We start from the raw sequence: 17,729 nt of genomic DNA, 5'->3' as shown, positions 1-17,729 counted from the left end.
CGAGATGAACGGCAGAGTCGGCACCACGTTGTTGAGCCAAAGCGACCGCGTCCGGGTTTGGATGATCACCGTCGGCCCCGGGGAGCGGGTGCCGGCGCATCGGCACGTCCTCGACTACTTCTGGACGGCGCTGGCACCCGGCGTGAGTGTCCAGCACACGTCCGACGGGACCACCCGACGCGTGTCGTACGAACGCGGCGCGACAAAGCACTTCACGTTTCGTCGCGGCGAGTACCTCCTGCACGATCTCGAAAACGCCGGCACGGACAACCTCACCTTCGTCACCGTCGAATTTCTCGACAGCGCCAACGCACCCTTGCCGCTAACCGACACCTCTGAGGAAGAATCATGAAAGTTCTCGTCACCGGAGCCAACGGGTACCTCGGCCTCGCCATCGCCGCGGCGCTCGACAGGCATGGCCACGAAGTGCACGGGATGGCTCGCACCGAAGCCGGCCGCCGGACCGTAGCCGCCGCCGGGATCTTCGCCGTCGCCGGAGATCTTGACTCCCCGGAAGAACTCCAGCAGCTCGCCGCCGGCTACGACGCGGTGGTCGAGACCGCTAACGCCGATCACTCGGCCTCGGCCCACGCCCTGGTGGCGGCGCTCTCCGGAACCGACAAAACCCTCATCCGCACGTCCGGAACGGGTGTCTACAGTGACCTCGCCGGTGGGAACCCCAGCGCGGTCGTGCACACAGAAGACGCACCTTTCGAGCCCCTCGAACCGATCCGGCCGCGGTACGAGCTTGATGACCTCGTACTCAACGCCACTGGCCTTCGCGGCATCGTGATCCGGCCCTCGTTGGTCTACGGGTACGGCGGGAGCCAGCAGCTGCCCGTGATGCTGCGCGCTGCGCTCCGACACGGATTCAGTGGATTCCTCGGCGCCGGGCTCAACGTGTACGGCAACGTGTATCTCGAAGATCAAGCTGAGGTCTACGCGCTCGCTCTGGAAATGGCCGAAGCCGGTTCCGCGTACAACGTGGCAGCCGATGAGATGCCCTTCGCGCAGATCGCGTCCCTGATCGGATCGCTCGCCGATGTTCCGACGCGGCCCTTCGCTGACGACGCGGAAGCCGCCAAGGTGTGGGGTTCGTGGGTGCACGGTCTCGGGTCGAACACCCGCGTGGACTCCGCCAAGGCCGTCGCCGAGCTCGGCTGGTTGCCGGTTGGCCCTTCGCTGGAACAAGAACTCACGAGCGGCTCGTACAAGAAGATCTGGGGCGACGCGCCGCTGATCATCGAGAGCACCGCCACCTCGGCGGCTCGCTGACTGCCGATCTCTTTTGACTGCTCGACTACCAACCTCAGCAAGGAACGAAGAATGAGCACGCAATCACTCACCGTCGGAGCTCTTTCCGGTCGCACCGCCGTGATCTACGGTGGCAGCGCCGGGATCGGGTTCGCAACGGCACGGCTTTTCATCGCCGAAGGCGCACAGGTCTACCTCACCGGCCGCCGCGAGGCCGAGCTCGATGCCGCCACCGACGACCTGGGGACGAGCGCCCACGCGGTGCCGGGAGATCTCGCCTCCGCAGAAGATCGCACTCGCTTGTACGACCGAATCCGCGCAGACGGCCATCGCATCGATGTGCTGTTCCTCAACGCCGGCGTCGGAGCCTGGGGCACGGTCGAAAACACAACCCCAGCCGACTTCGACCACGTCATGTCGATCAACCTCAAGGGCTCGCTTTTCGCCCTGCAGGAGGCTGTTCCTCTGCTGAACGAGCGCGCGTCGGTCATCATCACCGGATCCATCGCCGCGCAGAAGGCCAATCCTCAGCTCCTCGTCTACTCCGCTTCCAAGGCCGCTCTCCGATCGGTGGTCCGCAACGCGGCAGTCACGCTGGCCGACCGGGGCATCCGGGTCAACATGCTCACCCCCGGAACGACCGACACCGACATCATCGCGCCCTTCGATCCGAATTTCCGGGAACAGCTCAAGGCCGGGATCCTCGCCGGTCGGTTCGGCACGCCTCGAGAACTCGCCGAAGGGGCGCTGTTCCTGGCGTCTGACCGATCGAGCTTCATGACCGGGGCCGAACTGGTCATGGACGGCGGCGTGCAGCTCTGAACGCCGCTCGCGCACTATGAAACGCACTCGCTACGAGCCTGCCAGTCGATGAAGACCTTTCCAGTCCGCTGGGCTTTGGCCATCACGGAGGTGAGGGCGTCGGGTGTCTCGTTGGCGAGGTGTTGCGCGAACTGTTTGGCGTAGGTGGCCGGTGCGCTGGCGTGGTTGGTCGTGATTTCGCAGTACAGCTGCAGATCCCTTCGAGCCGCTGGTCTTCGGCGTCGGGGTGAGCCCGTCGGCGGTGAGGACCGCGAGGAGGCGCCCGGCCACACGGGCGTACGCCACCATTGCGGCACCGGGCCCGGGACGTATAACGATCTATTCGTCGACGCTGCAGAGGCCGTCCAGGTCCTGCGGAAGGAGAGCATCACCGGCTGAGCTGGCCGACGACGACGAGTCTCCGGGTCGGTGGCAGCCAGGGTCGCCGCGCACCCGTCAGGCGGTGAAGATCGCCAGCTGGGTGGAAGCCGGGCCGGGCAGCAGGTTGCAGGCCGCGATCGCGTCCTCGAACTCCTGCTCCGACAACCATTTCCGCCGCTGCACGAACAACGCGCGCAGCAGGGTGATGTGCGTCGGCGGCCCGCCGAATCCGATACACCCGATCCGGCCCCATTCCTCCAGGACCGTGCCGAGGCCCGGCGCCCTGTCGAGTGTGGACGGTTGGGAGGCGGTGTCGTCGGTCATCAGGTGGCGGGCTGGAACACTTCGACCGGGTTGCCGGATGGGTCGTCGAACACGATCTGGCGGCCACCGGGGCCGGTAACGACGTCGCTGCGGAACCTGACGCCGGCCTCGCGCAACCGGGTGACCTCGGCGTCGATGTCCTCGACGATGAGATGGATGCGGTTCCAGCCGCCCGGGCCGGGTGTGGTCCCATCGGGCATCGGCCTCCCCGCGGAACTGGCCGGGCCGCTCAGGAGCAGCCGCAGATTCCCGCGGGTCACGTCCGCGAACGCCGGAACCGCGTTCATGCGCGCGGTGAAGCCGAGGGTGGAGGTGTAGAAGTCGAGGGCGGCTTGGACGTCGTCGACCAGATATCGAACGCTGACCAGATCTGTGGTCATGGCTTGCTCACCTCTCCGGGAATGGTTTTCACCAGGAAGCTGATCCGGGTGTCCAGTTCCGCGGCGACACGGCGGAACGCCGGGTAGCCGTCCGCTTCGCGAGCCGGGTCGGGGATGCTCCAGTGGATCATCCGTGGTCGCCCGGGGAACGTCGGGCTGACCTCGCGGACGCGGTCGCACAGGCTGATCACCCAGTGGAAACGTCGCTGCCGAACCGAGTCGAGGTGCGTCGGTTCGTGGGTGAGCGTGATGCCGTAGTCGGCCATTGCCCGCACTGCGTCCAGGTGTAACGGCTTAGGGTGGCTGCCCGCGCTCGCCGTTTTCGCTCCGGTGCGGTGCCGAAGTAGTGCTGCGGCCATCGGAGACCGGCCGCTGTTGCCGGTGCAGAGGAACAGCACTCGCGGCTTGGCCGGTTTCCGTTCGGTGCGCGGGGTGACGAGGCTGGGATGCAGCGCGGTCCCGGCCTCGGCGAACGCGTCGGCGCAGCGCTGCAGGTCGAGGTGGTAGTAGGTGTCGCGCCCGTCGAAGTTGCTTCGCCGCGCGGTGACCAGCTCCGCCGCCCGGAGTTTCCCCAGGTGGTAGGACACTAGGTTCTGCGGCTGGCCGACCGCGTCGACCAGCTCCCGCACCCGGCGGTCGCTCCGCGCGAGCTCGCGCATCAGCTGCCAGCGCAACGGGTCGCCGGCCAGCCGCACGAACGGCGGCGGTTCGGTCGCATCAGCGGTCGGCACGCGGCCGACGATACATCAACCTGGTTTGATGTATCTACCGTTGAGGCCGGCTGGTCATCTGGTCGGCCGGCGAAACGGTCCGACGGGTGCGAGTCATCGCGAGCCCGCCGAGCACCAATGCGATCAGCCCCAGCACTGCAGCCGCAGCGCCACCGACCACGCCGTTGCCGGTGCCGGGACCGCCGTCGGCGACAACCAGGTTCACCGCGCCGCCGACCGCGGCGATCAGCCCCGACGCCAGGGCCACGATGGCTCCTCTCCCTCCTCCGTTGCCGATACGGCGGATGGCGCGGGCCAGAGCCCGGCCGCCGATGATCGTGCCGATCAGGCCCAGCAGTGCGGCCGCGGTGGCCCAGAAGCGCGCGGCCGTCAGGGTGTAGGCGCCCACATCGGCTGCCTGGACCGAGACGTGCGCGGCAGCCGGTGTGGCCACCAGGACAACCCCGAGTAGAGCGGCAGCGGGGGCGGCGAGCAGGTGGCGGGCGGACATGAGGTGCTCCTTCTTCTCCGAAGACGGGACGTCGTCGAGCATGTCCGCCGGGTCCACCGCGTGTCGTCGTGCGGGCGCAGGCAAGTCCCGCTGCCGCGGGCGCCGCAGGAGTCACGGAACTACTACAAGTGCGGTAGTGCGTGAATCCTCTTCGTGCAGGAGTCGCTCGCGCGGATCCCCGGTTAGGGTGCGGGGATGAGCCGCGGACGGATCGTGGACGGGGTGATCGCCGTCGGTGTGGCGGCGGCGCTGCTGATCGCCGGGCGGTCCGTGCAGCACCTGCCCACGGATCTCGACCCGCTGGGGTACGCGCTGCTGGTCCTCGGCGGTCTGGTGCTAGCCGCGCGCCGCCGGGCGCCGATCGCGGTGCTGGCGGTGACGGCCTCGTGCGCGGTGGGGTACCAGGCCGTCGGGTTCGAAGTGCCCGTCGTCGCGTACCTGTTCGCCGTGTACGCCGCGGTCCGGGCCGGACACCGCGTCGCCGCGGTGGCGGCTTCGGTGCTCATGCTGCTCGCGGTTCCGCTCGCGCTCCTGGCGTCGGGTCTGCACGACGCCGGCGAGGCGTTCACGCAGTCCCGCGACGTCCTCCAGCTGGCGTGGCTGATCGCCGCCGGCGCGGCGGGGGAAGCGTTGCGGCAGGCCGAGCGCCGGGCGGACGAGGCCGAGCGCACCCGCGAGGAGACCGCACGCCGGCGCGCCGACGAGGAGCGGCTGCACATCGCGCGGGAACTGCACGATTCGCTCACCCACCAGATCTCCGTCATCAAGGTGCAGGCTGAAGTCGCCGTCCACCTCGCCCGCAAGCGGGGCGAGGACGTGCCGGACGCCTTGCTGGCGATCCGGGACGCCGGTCGCGAGGCGGCCCGGGAGCTGCGCGCGACGCTGGAGGCGCTGCGCGACGACGACAAGAAGCCGCCGCACGGAGTCGACGACGTTCCGGAACTCGTCCGCCGGGCTCGGGCCGCCGGCCTTGACGCACAGCTGACGATCGAGGGCGATTGCGACGACGTGCCGGCCGCGGTGGACCGGACCGCCTACCGGATCGTCCAGGAGTCGCTGAACAACGTCGCCCGGCACGCCGCCGCGGCCACCGCGTCGGTCCGGATCGACTACCGGCCCGGCACACTGGTCATCCGGGTAGACGACGACGGTAAGGCCACTGTGGACACTGCGTCGGAGCCGGGTGTCGGCCTGCTCGGGATGCGCGAGCGCGTCTCGGCCCTCGGCGGGCGCCTCCGGGCGGCACCGCGCAGTGAAGGCGGCTTCAGTGTCCAGGCGGAACTGCCCGTGGACCACTCGGCATGATCCGTGTCCTGCTGGCCGACGATCAGCCGCTCATCCGCAGCGGGTTCCGCGCGCTCCTCGACATCGAGGACGACATCGAGATAGTGGCCGAGGCTGCTGACGGCCGCGAGGCGGTCGCGCTGGCGCTGGCGCACCTTCCCGACATCGCGATCCTCGATGTCCAGATGCCGGGCGTCGACGGCATCGAGGCGACCCGCCGTATCGCCGCGGACCCGGCACTGGCGGGTGTGCATGTCGTCATCCTGACCAACTACGGCCTGGACGAGTACGTCTTCGAAGCTTTGCGCGCCGGCGCAGCCGGGTTCCTCGTCAAGGACATCCGGCCGGAAGACTTCCTGCACGCCGTGCGCGTGGCAGCGCGGGGTGACGCCCTGCTGGCGCCGTCGATCACCCGCAAGCTGATCGACCGCTATGTCACCCGGCCGCCGACTCTCGGCGCCGGACTCGCGGAACTGACCAACCGAGAGCGCGAGGCTGTCGCTCTCGTCGCGCAGGGCCTGTCCAACGACCAGATCGCAGCCCGGATGGTGATCAGCCCGCTGACCGCCAAGACGCACGTCAACCGGGCGATGGTCAAGCTCCACGCCCGTGACCGCGCCCAGCTCGTCGTGTTCGCTTACGAATCCGGTCTGGCAGCCCCAGGCAACCCTTAATCCAGAGCCGGTTCGGAGCCGGGACACCCCCGCGGCGCGTCTGCCCCGGCCGCGGCGGCGCGAGAACCGTGAGTCCGACAGCACGAACTGCGTCTGTTCGCAGCGCGTCGCCGGCCAGGCGTCGCCGCCGTAGGGGAGGCTGGACCACCATCGCCTCATCGTGCGGCACGCGTGCGCCGTGGCGAATCGCCCATCGGTGGTCACTTGTGGACGTCCATGGTGCCTGAGCCGCGGTGAGCGTGGACGACGGGGGGAATCGGTGGAGTGACGGGTCCACGCCGTGTTCCCGCCGGCGTCAAGCACGTATCAGTTTGTGCAAGAGACTTAAGGTCTTGGTCGCGGAGGGATGGGACTTCGCAGGAATCTGCCGCGGCGTCGGCAGCCACGGCCCAAGGCGACTGCCGACGCGATCGCAGACTAACCTGCAGATTGCCTTATCCAGCCCGGGCGATGATGCCGTGCAGATCCCCTCAAGGGTGCAGCCGGACGGGTGGCCTCGACGAGGAACCCGGTGAGGCCCGCGAAACTCGACGAATTCCGAGACCCACCAGGCGGCCTCAGCCATCAGATGTGCAGGGAACGACCACGCGCAGGTAGTCCGCCGCATCCTGATCAAGGAGACCACTGCCGCGGCACCGTGATGCACAGCCCAGGATTTCGACACGACGGACGTCGGGTGGCACCAGATCAAGACGGCCACCATCGCCTGGGTCAGGCAATGGTGACACGACGTCACTGCTGATCACCCAATCCGGTGTCACCGCCGCCGACAAGCAACCGCTGCCGCGCGCGGCAGAAATGGACGCGCGAAGTCCTACCTTCCCAGCACGGCCATCCTCATACGGATAGTTTCAATCCGCCGGCATCGGCAACCGATCAGGCCGGCGCTGGCGCGCATTGTGGTGCGCTTCAGCGCCTGCACTGAAAGGTGAGGGTTCAGTCTCCCGTGCGTGCGGGCTTGACCTGAAGGACGACTGGACCGCCTTTGACACCCGAAACAGCGCGCTCGAGCGCTGTCGCCGCCTCGGCGAGTGGCAGTGCGGCACCCACTGACACCGTCAGTCGGCCATCACCCAGCAGCGCACAGAGCTCTGCCAGCTGGGTCGCATCCGGGCGGACGTAGACGTCGGCGACACTGATGCCACGCTCGGCCGCCGGCGGGTCGCCGGTGATGGTCGCCATCCGGCCCCCCTCCCGCAAAGCCACGATGACCTCAGCGCTGCCTCCGGGAACCGCGTTGATGGCGGTGTCGATGCCGGCGCCGCCGGTCAGTTCACGGACGCGATCGGGCCACCTGCTGTCGTGGTAGTCGACGACCTCGGCCGCTCCCGCCTGCGCTACTCGAGCTGCGCTCGAGGGGCCGGCAGTGGCGATCACCCGGACCCCGCGCATTGCGGCGAGCTGCACGATCAACCCACCGGTCGTGCCGCCGGCGCCGTGGACGAGCAGCGTCTCGTTCTCGGTGACCTTGAGCGCCTCGGCGAGCACCTGCTCCGCCGTCAGCGCAGGAACGGGGAACGCCGTCGCCGTCTCCCACGGCACGCCACGAGGCTTCAGCACGACCAGACCCGCGTCCACAACCACACGCTCCGCCCAGCAGCCCTGGTGACGCAGCGGAAGCGGATGACCGACAACCTCGTCGCCGAGCCGAAGGTCAGTGACCTGAGAACCGACCGCGACAACGGTGCCGGCGACTTCCACACCCAGCGCCATCGGTGGAGTCAGCCCGACATTCCACGCCCCTGCTCGGACGATGTCGTCCCAGTTGCCGACTCCGGCTGTCTCAACCTCGATCACCACTTCGTCCGGACCGGGGCTGGCCGGGTCCGGGAACTCAAGCAGCTCGACTTGACCACCGATTTCACGCACTCCAGCAGCACGCATCACATTTTCTCCATTTCACTCTGGCCAACCTGGTATTTCTTCGACCACTCGGCGACGAGCGCGGTTTCATCGGCACCACCGAACGCGTAAGCGGGTGACATGATCGGTTGGACGCGGTCGACGTGCACCAAGACAGCCTCGTGCGCGGGGTAGCCTGGTCCGTTCAGGTCGAGCAGCCAGCGGTGCAGCCACTGGTAAACCGGCGATTCGTGATCATGAATCGCCGCTGTTCCGGTGAACCGATAGCCCCGGCGCCGGAAGATGTCTACCGCATTCATCTCAATACGCGGGTCCGCGGTCAGGTTCTCGATGGTCCCGGGCGAGGCGATGTTCATGAACGCGATGTGCTCGTCGTCGTACACCCGCGCCGACGCCTTGGGCGACAGGCTGGGCGAACCGTCTGGCCGCACCGTCGCGACAAAGGTGAGTTTCGCGGCCTCCACGATCAGCCTCATATCGGCGTCGATCATGTTCGCGGCTCCTTTCGTTTCGAATGTGGCCCAACTGTGAGGTAGTGGCCCGGAGAAGTGGAAAGCGCTGACAGACAAGCCGACCTGGGTTGACGTTGGCGGGCAGCCCGGCCGAGCGCGGCCACGATGTCGCGGCGGCCTCGAAACCGGCATCGGCCGACATCAACGCCGAGAGCCGATCCCCAGCGTTCGCAAGACGAGGTCTTTCCCGAGCCGTGCGCGCCGCCTTACCAGGGGCCGCCGGTCAGCTGGGCGCACCGGCCGAGTCGACGGCGGGGATGTCGATGTCGGTCTCGTTGACGTTGTTGATGAAGTTGGTGAACAGGGCCTGCACCGTGACCGCGACGATCGCCAAGATCTGCGAGTCGGTGTACCCAGCGCCTCGCACAGCCGCGAGATCTGCGTCACTGACCCGCCCACGACTCTCAACCACTCGCTGGGCGAATCGAGCGACCGCAGCACGCTGGGGATCGACCGAGCTCCCGGCACGACCGAGGGCGATGTCCTCACTCGACATACGACCGAATTCGGAGGATACGTACGTGTGGATCGCCAAGCAGTAATCGCAGCCGTTGGCCTCCGACACGGCGAGCGCGATGCTGTGCCGGGTCTTCGCGTCCAGCACTCGGCTCAAGGTGCCCTGCAGAGTCGTGACAGCCTCAAGAACAGCCGGGTTCGACGCAATGACCTTGAACATGTCCGGCACGAAACCGAGCTGCGCGCCAACACCGGCGAGAATCCGCTGCACGCTGGGCGACGCATCGTCTGGAGCGGGAACATTCAGTCGTGACAAGGCGAATCCACCTCCGATAGATGTGTGCATGGTCGGCGTCGAGCCTACGTCGACTCTTACCGTCGCAGGGTCACCGTCACGTTTTCGGCCGTGAACCCTGGCGTCTACCGGGCCAGGAAAATCTGGGCCAAGCTGAACCGTCACGGGTGGATGTGGCGCGAGGCGCAGCCGAGCGGCTCATGCGCGAGACCGGTTTCGCGGTTGCTGCGGCTGAACGCCTCATCCATCGCGTTGTCGTAGGAGTCGTCTCCGGACCCGACCGAGGCGAGCGCGCCGGCGTCGGCGTCGGCGGATCGCCCGGTGCTGCACTCCGAGGCGAGGGATCGACGACCTGAAATTGCGACGGTGGAGTGCATTGACTGGTACGGTAACCGGCGTCTGCTCGGCGAACTCGGACACTTCTCCCGCCGAATACCATGGCTCGGCAAAGCGCTCGATCACACGTCTCAGTGTTTGGAGAACCGACTTCGATTGGCAAGATCTTTTGCTCGATCAACCGGGGCGATCGTAGATCTTGCTCCCCAGTAGCGATTGTATCCTTACAACGGTGTAGGTGTGCTCGCCCAAGCCGTACTCGGACAAGGAGTGGACCTCATGACAGACCCCGCGATCGTCGTCGGCGTCGATGGATCGGACCAGGCGCTGGACGCCGTACGCTGGGCCGCCGCCGAGGCGGCACCCCGTGCCCTCCCGCTGCGGTTGGTGTCCGCCATCGACCCGGCGATCGCCGTCGCCACAGCCGGGCCGCCCGTCGTGGCAGAGGCGGTCGAGGCCATCGAGCAGGTCGCACAGGCGGACCTTGAGAAGGCCGTGCAGCTCGCCCGTGAGACCGCAAACATCACCGCCCGCACCGAGTACCTCCCCAACCCGGCTATCCCGGTACTGATCGAGCAGTCCAAGCACGCCCGCCTGCTCGCCCTCGGCGCGTCCGGGCGCGGCGGATACGCCGGCATGCTGCTCGGGTCCACCGCGGTGTCCGTGGTGGCGCACAGCGAATGCCCCGTCGTGATCGTCCGCCCGGCCGCCGAGCCCGCGGGCCCTGTGGTGGTCGGCGTCGACGGCAGCGAGACCAGCCTCGGAGCGCTGGCGGCCGCCTTCGACGAGGCGGCCTGGCGGCGGGCGCCCTTGGTCGCCGTGCACTCCTGGTTCGACTCGGACTACCTGCTCGCAACCCAGTACGGCGTGCTCGAGGGTGAGCCGGAAGAGGAGGAGCAGGCTCAGGTGCTGGCCGAAAGCCTCGCGGGGTGGCAGGAGAAGTACCCGGACGTGAGGGTCCAGCGCGTCGTGGTCCGTGACCAGCCTCGCCACCAGCTGCTGGATTGGAGCCGCAAGGCCCAGCTCGTCGTGGTCGGTAGCCGGGGCCGCGGCGGGTTCAAGGGACTGGTGCTCGGTTCGACGAGCCAGGCGCTGATTCAGCACGCGCCTTGCCCCGTGATGGTCGTGCGTGGGTAGCGGGAGAGTTCGCGCGCAAGGCGAGCGACGTCAAGGCCGGCAGCCGCACAATCCGTTACCTCGTGACCCGCAGGTCTAGGTAGGACGGCGCTGGCAACGCCGAACCTCCGGGGCCAAGCGCCCCGGAGGTTGTTCCTCACACTGTCGACGCTGGAGATGATCCAGCGGCGCAGGGCGCGGCTTCAGTACGGCGGCTGTACGGTCCGGACAGGCGCCACCAGCCACCCCTCGCGAGGGTGGCCACGATAGACCCTGGTGGCCTGACTGGAAACGGCCATGAGAACTCGTGTCCGGGCGCTGACTCCCGGCGCGGTGAATGGAGAACCGGCCCTGGCCGACCTCGGTCGATCAGGCCCTCGCGAAGCTCGGCGGCGGTCTGCTCGGACATGGTTCCGGCGCGTGACGAGCCTGCCAACTGTGTGACCTGCGCGCGCAACCGGGTGAGGTGTTGCCGGTCACCCCAGTCCAGTTTGGATCTGAACGCTTGCGTCGGCCAGCGCGGACGGACCGGCACCGGCGATCTTCCGGTCGGCTAATTGCCATCCCAGCTGTTCCTGGTCGTCGCGGCGTGCGGATTGCGTGCAGCGATGACGGTGAACAGGGTGGCGATGAGGGCGAGTCCGCCGTAGCCGAGGGCGATCTGTGGCAGCGAGAAGGTGGTGGAAAGTTGCCCGGCGATCAGCGCCGGGATCGTGGCGCCGCTGTAACTGAGCAGGTAGACGACGCTGAAGATCGGTGCGCGGTCGGCCAGGGTGCTGCCGGACAGGAGGCAGCGGGTGGAGGCGCTCATGGCGATGCCTTGGCTGGCGCCCGCGACGATGGTCGCGGTGATGAACAGCACCAGTGTGCCCGTGGCGATCGCGGTGATGATGCCGATCATTCCGGCCAGGAAGGCGATCATGCCGAGGCGTTGGGCCGCCGCCGGGGTGAACCGGCCGCTGAGGGGAGCGCCGAGAACGCTGGGGCCCATGTAAGCGGCGAACACGAGTCCGAGGACGAGCGGGCTACGGGTATGGAGCTGGTCTTCGACCAGCGCGGGCACAAAGGCTTGGTAGAAGGCCCCGGTCGCCCAGGTGGCCAGCAACACCGCTGCCGCAACGGGAAGCAGGTGCCGGGCCCGCGCGGGTACCCCGACCCGGGGGCGCAGCGACCGCCACGCGCCCGGCGTCGGAGTGGCCGTTTCGGGGCTGACGACAATGAGTGCGATGGAAACGAGAAGCAGGCCGATCACGACCAGGTAGATGAGATCACGCGGCCACGGTCCGAACTGGACCAGGGCGCCGGAGGCGATCGCGCCGACGGCGAGGCCGAGCATGACTGTCTGACTGGAGGCGACCGACGCCAGCCAAGCCGGCCTGGCCGGTGCGGCGTCGACGATGTAGGAGGTGAGGCTGCTGCTGGCCAGCCCGGCGCCGAAGCCCATCAGGAGCCGACCGGCGATCAAGATGCCGATGTGGTGCACGTTCAACAGCAGCAGACAGCCCAGCAGGAGCAGTCCGAGGCTGGCGATCGAAGTTGGCCGGCGCCCCAGATGATTGGACAACCGCCCCAGCACCAACAGTGTGCTGAGGGTGGCGGCGGAGTAGGCGACGACGGTGATCGAGATGTCGGCGTTGGTGAACCCGTCCTCGGCCCGGTAGATGTTGAACAGCGGGATCGTCGAACCCACCGCCGCAAACACGGCCACCAGGGAGACCACAGCCGATACGAATGCCAGCCGGAGCGTCCTGACCTTGCCGGCCGGGTTGGTCACTGGTGCCGCGTTGTGCATCGAGCCACGTCTTTCTCGTCTTGCGCCTAAAGGTTTTGTGCGGTTCCGATCGACCTGCACGGATGTCTCACGACCAGGAGCCTCGCGGGCGGTGAGCAGGTGTCCCGAGCGACCGCGCCGGCCGAGACACAGATCGAGGTGCCTTCAGGCCCCTGGTACGCGTCGGTGCGCGGGGCTTCTGCTCCGCGCCATCGGCGAGCGCATCTCTGAAGCACGCGGCATCGCCGGCCTGGCCGGTCTCGACGAAGTGAAGGTTGAGCGGCTCGAGGATCGCCAGATCCTCGAGTGACTGCTTGCTTTCGCTCATTGTCCCTTGCCCCTCCGGCGTGTGGCCAAGCGGTTGTCGTAGGCGCGCGCAGCGACCAACGCCATCGTGCAAGTGCTTAGCGCCGGTCCCTCGCGCCGTCTTACCAACAGTGAGGTCTTCTCGGTGAGTCGATCAAGCGTGGATGGTCCTGGCCGGCGCGCGATGAAACGCAGGGCAACCTCCGGGCAGGGCGTCACACGGAGACTCGCCGGCGGCCTGCGTCTGGCCAGTGACCCCGATACCGTTGTCGACATCACCCGCGAAGACGACGATCTCGAGTAACACCCGGGCACAGCGCGTGATGGTGGGACGCCGTCCGCTCTGTATCACCCGAACTTGCGGGTGTCCCTGCCTTGGCCGCAGGCGAAGCAGCGGCTGCCGGCACATCGTCGGTAAGAACCGCCGCCCGCACGGCGCGAACCAGCCAGCGCGTGTTCCGATCGAGGACGAGCACCCCGACGACCCCGGAGGTTTTGCTGATGACGCGGACCTCACAGGGATACCGAACGCGCGGTGCTCGCGGACCTGTCGCCGATGCGTCACTTTGTCTCCAACGGGTGAGCAAAACGCCCTTGGGGACGATTTGTGCCGTTATCACTGGGTAGCCCGCCGACCGGACAACGGTCGTATCTGGGGCCGCCACAGCCTTGAACCAACAATGTCCACTGAGGATCCGCCCGCCATTCGCGGGCGGAAGAGGAGCTTGCCCGTGTTTGGAAAACGCTACGCCGCGTCGATGATCGCCCGGAGTGCAGAGAACGTCCGGGACCGTCGCCGCTTCATGAAAGCAGCAGGGATGGCCAGCTTGGGTGTTGTCGGCGCCGGAGCTCTTGGCGGGCTCGCCGCAAGACCTGCAACAGCAGCGACCGCTGCGGGAGCCGAAGGTGCCGTCAGCGACAGTGCGGTGCTCAACTTCGCCCTCAACCTCGAGTACCTCGAGGCCGAGTTCTACTTGCACGCCGTCACAGGCACAGGACTTGTCGACTCGATGACCACCGGCACCGGGACCCACGGCGGTGTCACGGGCGGTCACGCGGTCAAGTTCAAGTCCAAAGCGACTCGCCAGTTCGCCCAGGAGATCGCGTCGGACGAGAAGGCCCACGTCCATTTCCTGCGGACCGCGCTGGGCTCCGCGGCGGTGAGCCGCCCTCCGATCGATCTGCAGTCCAGCTTCACCGCGGCCGCCCAGGCCGCCGGCCTGGTCAAACCCGGCCACGGCTTCGACGCCTTCGCCTGTGAAGAGAACTTCCTGCTCGCCGCGTTCCTCTTCGAGGACGTCGGTGTCACCGCCTTCAAGGGCGCCGCGCCCCTGATCAGCAACAAGACGTACCTCGAAGCCGCCGCCGGCATCCTCGCAGTCGAGGCGTACCACGCCGCTGGTATCCGCAGCGCGCTGTACCAGCACAGCGGCAGCCTCAGCGGTCTGGGCCACCTCGGCCACGACCTCAAGGAGGCCAGTGTCAAGCTTTCCAACGCCCGTGACAGCCTCGACGGTTCGGTCGACGACGACCAAGGCGTCGTCGACAACGAGGGCAATGTCAACATCGTCCCGGCCGACGCCAACGGCATCGCCTACAGTCGCTCGCCGGGCCAGGTCCTCAACATCGTCTACCTCACGCCGAAGGCGGCCACCTCAGGCGGGTTCTTCCCCAAGGGCCTGAATGGCGAGGTCAACACCAGCGCTGCCAGTAGCTGATCCCAACAGGGCGGGCGCCGGGGGTCTTGCGAGACGCCCGGCGCCCGTCGACTGGGTTGGCATGGGAAACCTTGCGTGCGGGATCTCGGCTATAAAAGGCTCGTCCGAGGGTCGCTTGGCGATCGCCTTGGCGGTCGCGCTTCTTCCACTACCAACCGGCTGAGCTCGGTCATTGTCCGGCTCGGCGATTCGCAGTTGGAGAAGGTAAGCCATTCATCGGGTGTTGACGTGGGGTCGAACGGTTTCGTTGCCCCGAAGGGCGACGGGAACCCGGCGAGCCTTGCCACGTGGTTCGAGGCGATATCCTGCACGTGTCGCACGACCTGGCGCACCGCCCAGTCGGCGCACCGCGACTTCGCCTGCCGCTGCCGAGCGTCGAGAGCGGAGATCTGCCGGGGGAACGTGGCGCGCTGTGCGGCGAAAGCCGCCAGTACCGGCGCGCTTCTGACGTCGAGCCCCGTTCGCTCGTCCAAGACCACCGCATCTGCGCTTCTTCCCCTGTTCGAATCCGCCTTCGAGCCTGGATAACCAGATCTCAGAAGCCTCGTTCACGCAGTGGTCGCCGAGCACTGAGCCGCCCGAGGGTTCCCCGGGCGGCTCAGTGCGTGGTGCCGCTCAGGCGGTCGGGAAGGTCTCCGTCACAGGGATGCCCGTCTTGAGGGTCCGGCTGACCGTGCACAAGCGGTCGATGGCGCGGTCCACCGCTACGGCGAGGGATTCCCGCTGGCCGGCGTCGAGAGAGGACACATCGACATCGAAGGCGACGTGCACCGCGTCCAGTTCGGACGCTCCTTCGCGGCGGTCGGCGGTCACCGAAACCGTGAACTTCGAGTCGTCACCGATGCGGCGGGTGATCAGGTGTTCCGCGGTGACCGCGGAGCAGCCGGCAGCCGCGATCTGCAACAGTTCGGCGGGGGAGAATGCACCCTCGGAGTCCTTGTGGCCGATGCGTACCTCAGCTCCGCGCTCGTTGCGCCCGACGAAATCGTGTTCGCCTTCACGCTGCACTTCCAGGGTCATCGCTCGCTCCTCCTGACGTTGTCACTCTTGAAAACCACCCGCACGACTCCGATGTTTCGGGAAGCGCCGCGCGGCACTGGGACGATCAGGCTGGGTGCTGCGCGAGCACCGTGATCATGCGTGCCGACCACGGCGAAGCCCGCATCTCGGACGGCGATCACGTGGTCGCCGTGCCAGCCGGTCTCGGCCAGCCAGCAGGCAACAGCCTGAGGTCCGCTCCGGGGAGCCGACGCTGGCGCACGTGCCGCACTGGCCGGTGCCGGTCCGCCGTGGCCGGAGCTCAGTCGTACGCGCCGATCGCGCCGGTCGGACACAACTTCTCGGACGTCGTCGGTGGTGACGATCCGCACCGTGGTCGCGCCAACCTGAATCCGGGCGCCTGGCAAGGACCGTGCCCGCGGTCCACGCACCGGTTCGTGCCAGAACCACTGGCCTTCGGCGAGATCCTCCGCGGCCACGCCCGACTCCCGAATGTCCACAGTCCACCAGCGTCGCCGCGGCCGTCGACCTTACCGCGCAGCCGATCACGGCACTCCGCGAGCAGGTCCTCGCCAGGGACGTGTCGCGGCGAAGGCAGGAGAAGCCATCACCGCGCGGCGGGCGCCGGACCTTTCGGCCGCCACCCAGCGAACCCGAGCTTCCCGATGACGTTGAGCTCACGCTCGAGCTGGGGGTAAGCCTGCGGGTTGTCCGCGCGGGTGCCGCTGTCGTGCGCCCCTGATGGTGAGGTGGGGCAGGAACTCGCCCCCGCCTGCGAACCCATCGGGCACCGGGACAGGCGGCAGCCGCGGCGCCGACAACGGCAGATCAACCGCCACCGCCACGCCCAGCAGCGAGGCGCGCCGCTCTGCGCCCGGATACCGGACGAACCGCAAGCCTGTTCCGCACCGGCGTGCACAGCGGCCGCCGCGGCCCGCTTGCGTCGACGACCACCTGCCGCGCGGTCCCCTTGCGGCAGTAGGTGAGTACCAGTACGTGCCGTCGTGGGCCATGGACACCGTCCGCGGTCCCACGTCTGTTCTCGGGCGAGTTCGCCGGTCAGGAAGTGGACGGAACCCCTTGCCGAACGACCAGTCCGCCCCTGTGTTCTGGACGTCCGTGATCACGAGGTCCTGCGGATCGATCCCGCATCGGCGCGGCCTTCGGCGTAGGCGACGCGGGAGTGGTCGTCGATGACGTGCGCAGGTAGGCGGTGCCCAGGCGTGGGCCGCGACAGTGGTCGCGCATGCCGGTGCGCTCCGCGGCGGCCGTGCGGTGACGTTTGCCCTGTTGCTCGCCGACGTAGCGCCGGCCGTCGTCGGGGATGTTGCCGAACTTGCTGACGTCGGTCGGAATGAGGGAGTCGGGGTGGTCGGGTTCGTAACGGCGTAACGGTTCGCCGGTAGTGCGCTCGATGCGGGAGAGCCGGTTGATCCGGCAGCGCACCAGCACCGCGTTGACGGTCGAGGCGGGCAGGCCGACGCGGCCGGCGATGAGCATGTTCGCCGCGGTGGGTGGCCGTCCAGCCGTCCTCAAATCGCAGGCCGAAATCCTCACCGGCCGGCTCGCTCAGGCCTGCACCAAGGCCACCATCCTGCGTGGACAGCTCGACGCCTCGTCCCGGCGGACCTGGCCGCGGTCGGCTCGAAGCCGAAGCGCCTTCGCCCTGGCCCGGTCGGAAGGCGTCGCACGCAAGCGCACGGCCCGGCTGGAACGGGGTACCGCGACGGCTGGGGCTGACGGCGGGATGGCTGAGCCGTTCCCCGAGATCTGGTCCTGAGCTGGGGAAACTGTCGTTTGGACGGGCTGGGCGGCGGTACGATCGCGCTGGCAGGCCTGGCGCAGCCACGTCAGCGTGGGTGACGCGGCCGGGATCGACGAACGCGACGTCTGCCGGGGCCAGGGTGAAGAACTGGAACAAGTCCTCCCGGCCGATGTCCGGGAACCGCCGCAGCCCCTCCAGCTCCTCGCCCGTGAACGCCGCGGCGAGCACCGGCAACTTCCCACCAGATCCCGTGCTCAGAAACCTGCCCAGCCC

At 68.0% G+C, this 17,729-nt stretch carries 20 protein-coding genes and 1 pseudogene; 8 read left to right on the top strand and 13 right to left on the bottom strand.

The genetic code is table 11. The annotated features are described in order from the left end of the window. Window positions 1-61 precede the first annotated feature (61 nt). The 3 genes from ABZU76_RS18060 to ABZU76_RS18050 are packed head-to-tail and all read left to right on the top strand — an operon-like array spanning window position 62 to window position 2,076. On the top strand, window positions 62-352 hold the full coding sequence (locus ABZU76_RS18060; protein WP_354870623.1) for a hypothetical protein: 291 nt from the start codon (window positions 62-64) through the stop codon (window positions 350-352). Then, window positions 349-1,275, top strand: a complete 927-nt coding sequence (locus ABZU76_RS18055; protein ID WP_354870620.1) for an NAD-dependent epimerase/dehydratase family protein — start codon at window positions 349-351, stop codon at window positions 1,273-1,275. The genes ABZU76_RS18060 and ABZU76_RS18055 overlap by 4 nt, the downstream gene beginning before the upstream one ends. A gap of 51 nt (window positions 1,276-1,326) precedes the next feature. Beyond that, window positions 1,327-2,076 carry an SDR family oxidoreductase gene (locus ABZU76_RS18050; RefSeq protein ID WP_354870617.1) on the top strand — a complete coding sequence of 250 codons (750 nt, stop codon included), beginning with the start codon at window positions 1,327-1,329 and terminating at the stop codon, window positions 2,074-2,076. Window positions 2,077-2,090: 14 nt separating this feature from the next. Here the strand turns inward: ABZU76_RS18050 and ABZU76_RS18045 are convergent, their stop codons facing one another. From ABZU76_RS18045 to ABZU76_RS18025, 5 genes are all read right to left on the bottom strand, one after another. Then, window positions 2,091-2,444, bottom strand: a complete 354-nt coding sequence (locus ABZU76_RS18045; protein ID WP_354870864.1) for a hypothetical protein — start codon at window positions 2,442-2,444, stop codon at window positions 2,091-2,093. A gap of 67 nt (window positions 2,445-2,511) precedes the next feature. After that, entirely contained in the window at window positions 2,512-2,760 is a 249-nt protein-coding gene (locus ABZU76_RS18040) for a chromate transporter (protein WP_354870614.1), read from the bottom strand. Next, window positions 2,760-3,140 carry a VOC family protein gene (locus ABZU76_RS18035; protein ID WP_354870611.1) on the bottom strand — a complete coding sequence of 127 codons (381 nt, stop codon included), beginning with the start codon at window positions 3,138-3,140 and terminating at the stop codon, window positions 2,760-2,762. Before ABZU76_RS18035 ends, ABZU76_RS18040 begins: the two co-directional genes overlap by 1 nt. Beyond that, window positions 3,137-3,871: an ArsR family transcriptional regulator gene (locus ABZU76_RS18030; RefSeq protein ID WP_354870608.1), complete on the bottom strand. Its 735-nt coding sequence runs from the start codon at window positions 3,869-3,871 to the stop codon at window positions 3,137-3,139. Before ABZU76_RS18030 ends, ABZU76_RS18035 begins: the two co-directional genes overlap by 4 nt. A 34-nt stretch (window positions 3,872-3,905) precedes the next feature. Next, window positions 3,906-4,418, bottom strand: coding sequence for a DUF6223 family protein (locus tag ABZU76_RS18025; RefSeq protein ID WP_354870605.1), 513 nt, complete (start codon window positions 4,416-4,418; stop codon window positions 3,906-3,908). 138 nt (window positions 4,419-4,556) lie between these two features. Here ABZU76_RS18025 and ABZU76_RS18020 point away from each other — a divergent pair, with 138 nt between their 5' ends. Continuing rightward, window positions 4,557-5,666, top strand: coding sequence for a histidine kinase (locus ABZU76_RS18020; RefSeq protein WP_354870602.1), 1,110 nt, complete (start codon window positions 4,557-4,559; stop codon window positions 5,664-5,666). Further along, the gene (locus ABZU76_RS18015) at window positions 5,663-6,319 is read left to right on the top strand and encodes a response regulator transcription factor (protein WP_354870599.1); all 657 of its coding nucleotides are present in this window, start codon (window positions 5,663-5,665) and stop codon (window positions 6,317-6,319) included. The genes ABZU76_RS18020 and ABZU76_RS18015 overlap by 4 nt, the downstream gene beginning before the upstream one ends. A 936-nt stretch (window positions 6,320-7,255) precedes the next feature. On the opposite strand, the gene ABZU76_RS18010 is transcribed toward ABZU76_RS18015, so the two are convergent. From ABZU76_RS18010 to ABZU76_RS17995, 4 genes are all read right to left on the bottom strand, one after another. Further along, window positions 7,256-8,188, bottom strand: a complete 933-nt coding sequence (locus tag ABZU76_RS18010; RefSeq protein WP_354870596.1) for an NADP-dependent oxidoreductase — start codon at window positions 8,186-8,188, stop codon at window positions 7,256-7,258. 14 nt (window positions 8,189-8,202) lie between these two features. Beyond that, window positions 8,203-8,673 (bottom strand): pyridoxamine 5'-phosphate oxidase family protein, encoded by a 471-nt coding sequence (locus ABZU76_RS18005; protein ID WP_354870594.1) that lies wholly within the window; start codon window positions 8,671-8,673, stop codon window positions 8,203-8,205. 244 nt (window positions 8,674-8,917) lie between these two features. Next, a complete protein-coding gene (locus ABZU76_RS18000) occupies window positions 8,918-9,466 on the bottom strand; it encodes a carboxymuconolactone decarboxylase family protein (RefSeq protein ID WP_354870591.1) in 549 nt (182 codons plus the stop codon). Between the two features lie 140 nt (window positions 9,467-9,606). Next, entirely contained in the window at window positions 9,607-9,822 is a 216-nt protein-coding gene (locus ABZU76_RS17995) for a hypothetical protein (RefSeq protein WP_354870588.1), read from the bottom strand. Between the two features lie 238 nt (window positions 9,823-10,060). On the opposite strand from ABZU76_RS17995, the gene ABZU76_RS17990 reads away from it, so the two are divergent. After that, on the top strand, window positions 10,061-10,918 hold the full coding sequence (locus ABZU76_RS17990) for a universal stress protein (protein ID WP_354870585.1): 858 nt from the start codon (window positions 10,061-10,063) through the stop codon (window positions 10,916-10,918). Window positions 10,919-11,450: 532 nt separating this feature from the next. Here the strand turns inward: ABZU76_RS17990 and ABZU76_RS17985 are convergent. Beyond that, complete coding sequence (locus ABZU76_RS17985) at window positions 11,451-12,689, bottom strand: MFS transporter (protein ID WP_354870582.1); 1,239 nt, start codon at window positions 12,687-12,689, stop codon at window positions 11,451-11,453. Between the two features lie 1,016 nt (window positions 12,690-13,705). Here ABZU76_RS17985 and ABZU76_RS17980 point away from each other — a divergent pair. Further along, on the top strand, window positions 13,706-14,692 hold the full coding sequence (locus tag ABZU76_RS17980) for a ferritin-like domain-containing protein (protein ID WP_354870861.1): 987 nt from the start codon (window positions 13,706-13,708) through the stop codon (window positions 14,690-14,692). Between the two features lie 89 nt (window positions 14,693-14,781). Here ABZU76_RS17980 and ABZU76_RS17975 read toward each other — a convergent pair whose 3' ends face one another. From ABZU76_RS17975 to ABZU76_RS17965, 3 genes and pseudogenes are all read right to left on the bottom strand, one after another. Beyond that, window positions 14,782-15,171: a maleylpyruvate isomerase N-terminal domain-containing protein gene (locus tag ABZU76_RS17975; RefSeq protein ID WP_354870579.1), complete on the bottom strand. Its 390-nt coding sequence runs from the start codon at window positions 15,169-15,171 to the stop codon at window positions 14,782-14,784. A gap of 136 nt (window positions 15,172-15,307) precedes the next feature. Next, the gene (locus ABZU76_RS17970; protein WP_354870576.1) at window positions 15,308-15,712 is read right to left on the bottom strand and encodes an OsmC family protein; all 405 of its coding nucleotides are present in this window, start codon (window positions 15,710-15,712) and stop codon (window positions 15,308-15,310) included. A 1,129-nt stretch (window positions 15,713-16,841) separates the two neighbouring features. Continuing rightward, window positions 16,842-17,185 (bottom strand): annotated as a pseudogene (locus ABZU76_RS17965) (IS481 family transposase); the annotation flags it as partial. On the opposite strand from ABZU76_RS17965, the gene ABZU76_RS17960 reads away from it, so the two are divergent. Then, window positions 17,184-17,471 carry a hypothetical protein gene (locus tag ABZU76_RS17960; RefSeq protein ID WP_354870573.1) on the top strand — a complete coding sequence of 96 codons (288 nt, stop codon included), beginning with the start codon at window positions 17,184-17,186 and terminating at the stop codon, window positions 17,469-17,471. The pseudogene ABZU76_RS17965 and the gene ABZU76_RS17960 sit on opposite strands and share 2 nt — an antisense overlap. Window positions 17,472-17,729: the final 258 nt, after the last annotated feature.

The organism is Amycolatopsis sp. NPDC005232 (assembly GCF_040607795.1).
Classification (GTDB): domain Bacteria; phylum Actinomycetota; class Actinomycetes; order Mycobacteriales; family Pseudonocardiaceae; genus Amycolatopsis.
Note: the sequence above shows the minus strand (reverse complement) of the source record. Positions and strands in the feature narration are given on the sequence as shown.

Coding starts and splice junctions, on each gene's coding strand:
- ABZU76_RS18005 (WP_354870594.1), bottom strand. CDS start 8,673: ATGATCGACGCCGATATGAGGCTGATCGTGGAGGCCGCGAAACTCACC.
- ABZU76_RS18060 (WP_354870623.1), top strand. CDS start 62: ATGATCACCGTCGGCCCCGGGGAGCGGGTGCCGGCGCATCGGCACGTC.
- ABZU76_RS17960 (WP_354870573.1), top strand. CDS start 17,184: ATGAGCATGTTCGCCGCGGTGGGTGGCCGTCCAGCCGTCCTCAAATCG.
- ABZU76_RS18045 (WP_354870864.1), bottom strand. CDS start 2,444: ATGCTCTCCTTCCGCAGGACCTGGACGGCCTCTGCAGCGTCGACGAAT.
- ABZU76_RS18040 (WP_354870614.1), bottom strand. CDS start 2,760: ATGACCGACGACACCGCCTCCCAACCGTCCACACTCGACAGGGCGCCG.
- ABZU76_RS18020 (WP_354870602.1), top strand. CDS start 4,557: ATGAGCCGCGGACGGATCGTGGACGGGGTGATCGCCGTCGGTGTGGCG.
- ABZU76_RS17985 (WP_354870582.1), bottom strand. CDS start 12,689: ATGCACAACGCGGCACCAGTGACCAACCCGGCCGGCAAGGTCAGGACG.
- ABZU76_RS17970 (WP_354870576.1), bottom strand. CDS start 15,712: ATGACCCTGGAAGTGCAGCGTGAAGGCGAACACGATTTCGTCGGGCGC.
- ABZU76_RS17995 (WP_354870588.1), bottom strand. CDS start 9,822: ATGCACTCCACCGTCGCAATTTCAGGTCGTCGATCCCTCGCCTCGGAG.
- ABZU76_RS18055 (WP_354870620.1), top strand. CDS start 349: ATGAAAGTTCTCGTCACCGGAGCCAACGGGTACCTCGGCCTCGCCATC.
- ABZU76_RS18050 (WP_354870617.1), top strand. CDS start 1,327: ATGAGCACGCAATCACTCACCGTCGGAGCTCTTTCCGGTCGCACCGCC.
- ABZU76_RS18035 (WP_354870611.1), bottom strand. CDS start 3,140: ATGACCACAGATCTGGTCAGCGTTCGATATCTGGTCGACGACGTCCAA.
- ABZU76_RS18015 (WP_354870599.1), top strand. CDS start 5,663: ATGATCCGTGTCCTGCTGGCCGACGATCAGCCGCTCATCCGCAGCGGG.
- ABZU76_RS17990 (WP_354870585.1), top strand. CDS start 10,061: ATGACAGACCCCGCGATCGTCGTCGGCGTCGATGGATCGGACCAGGCG.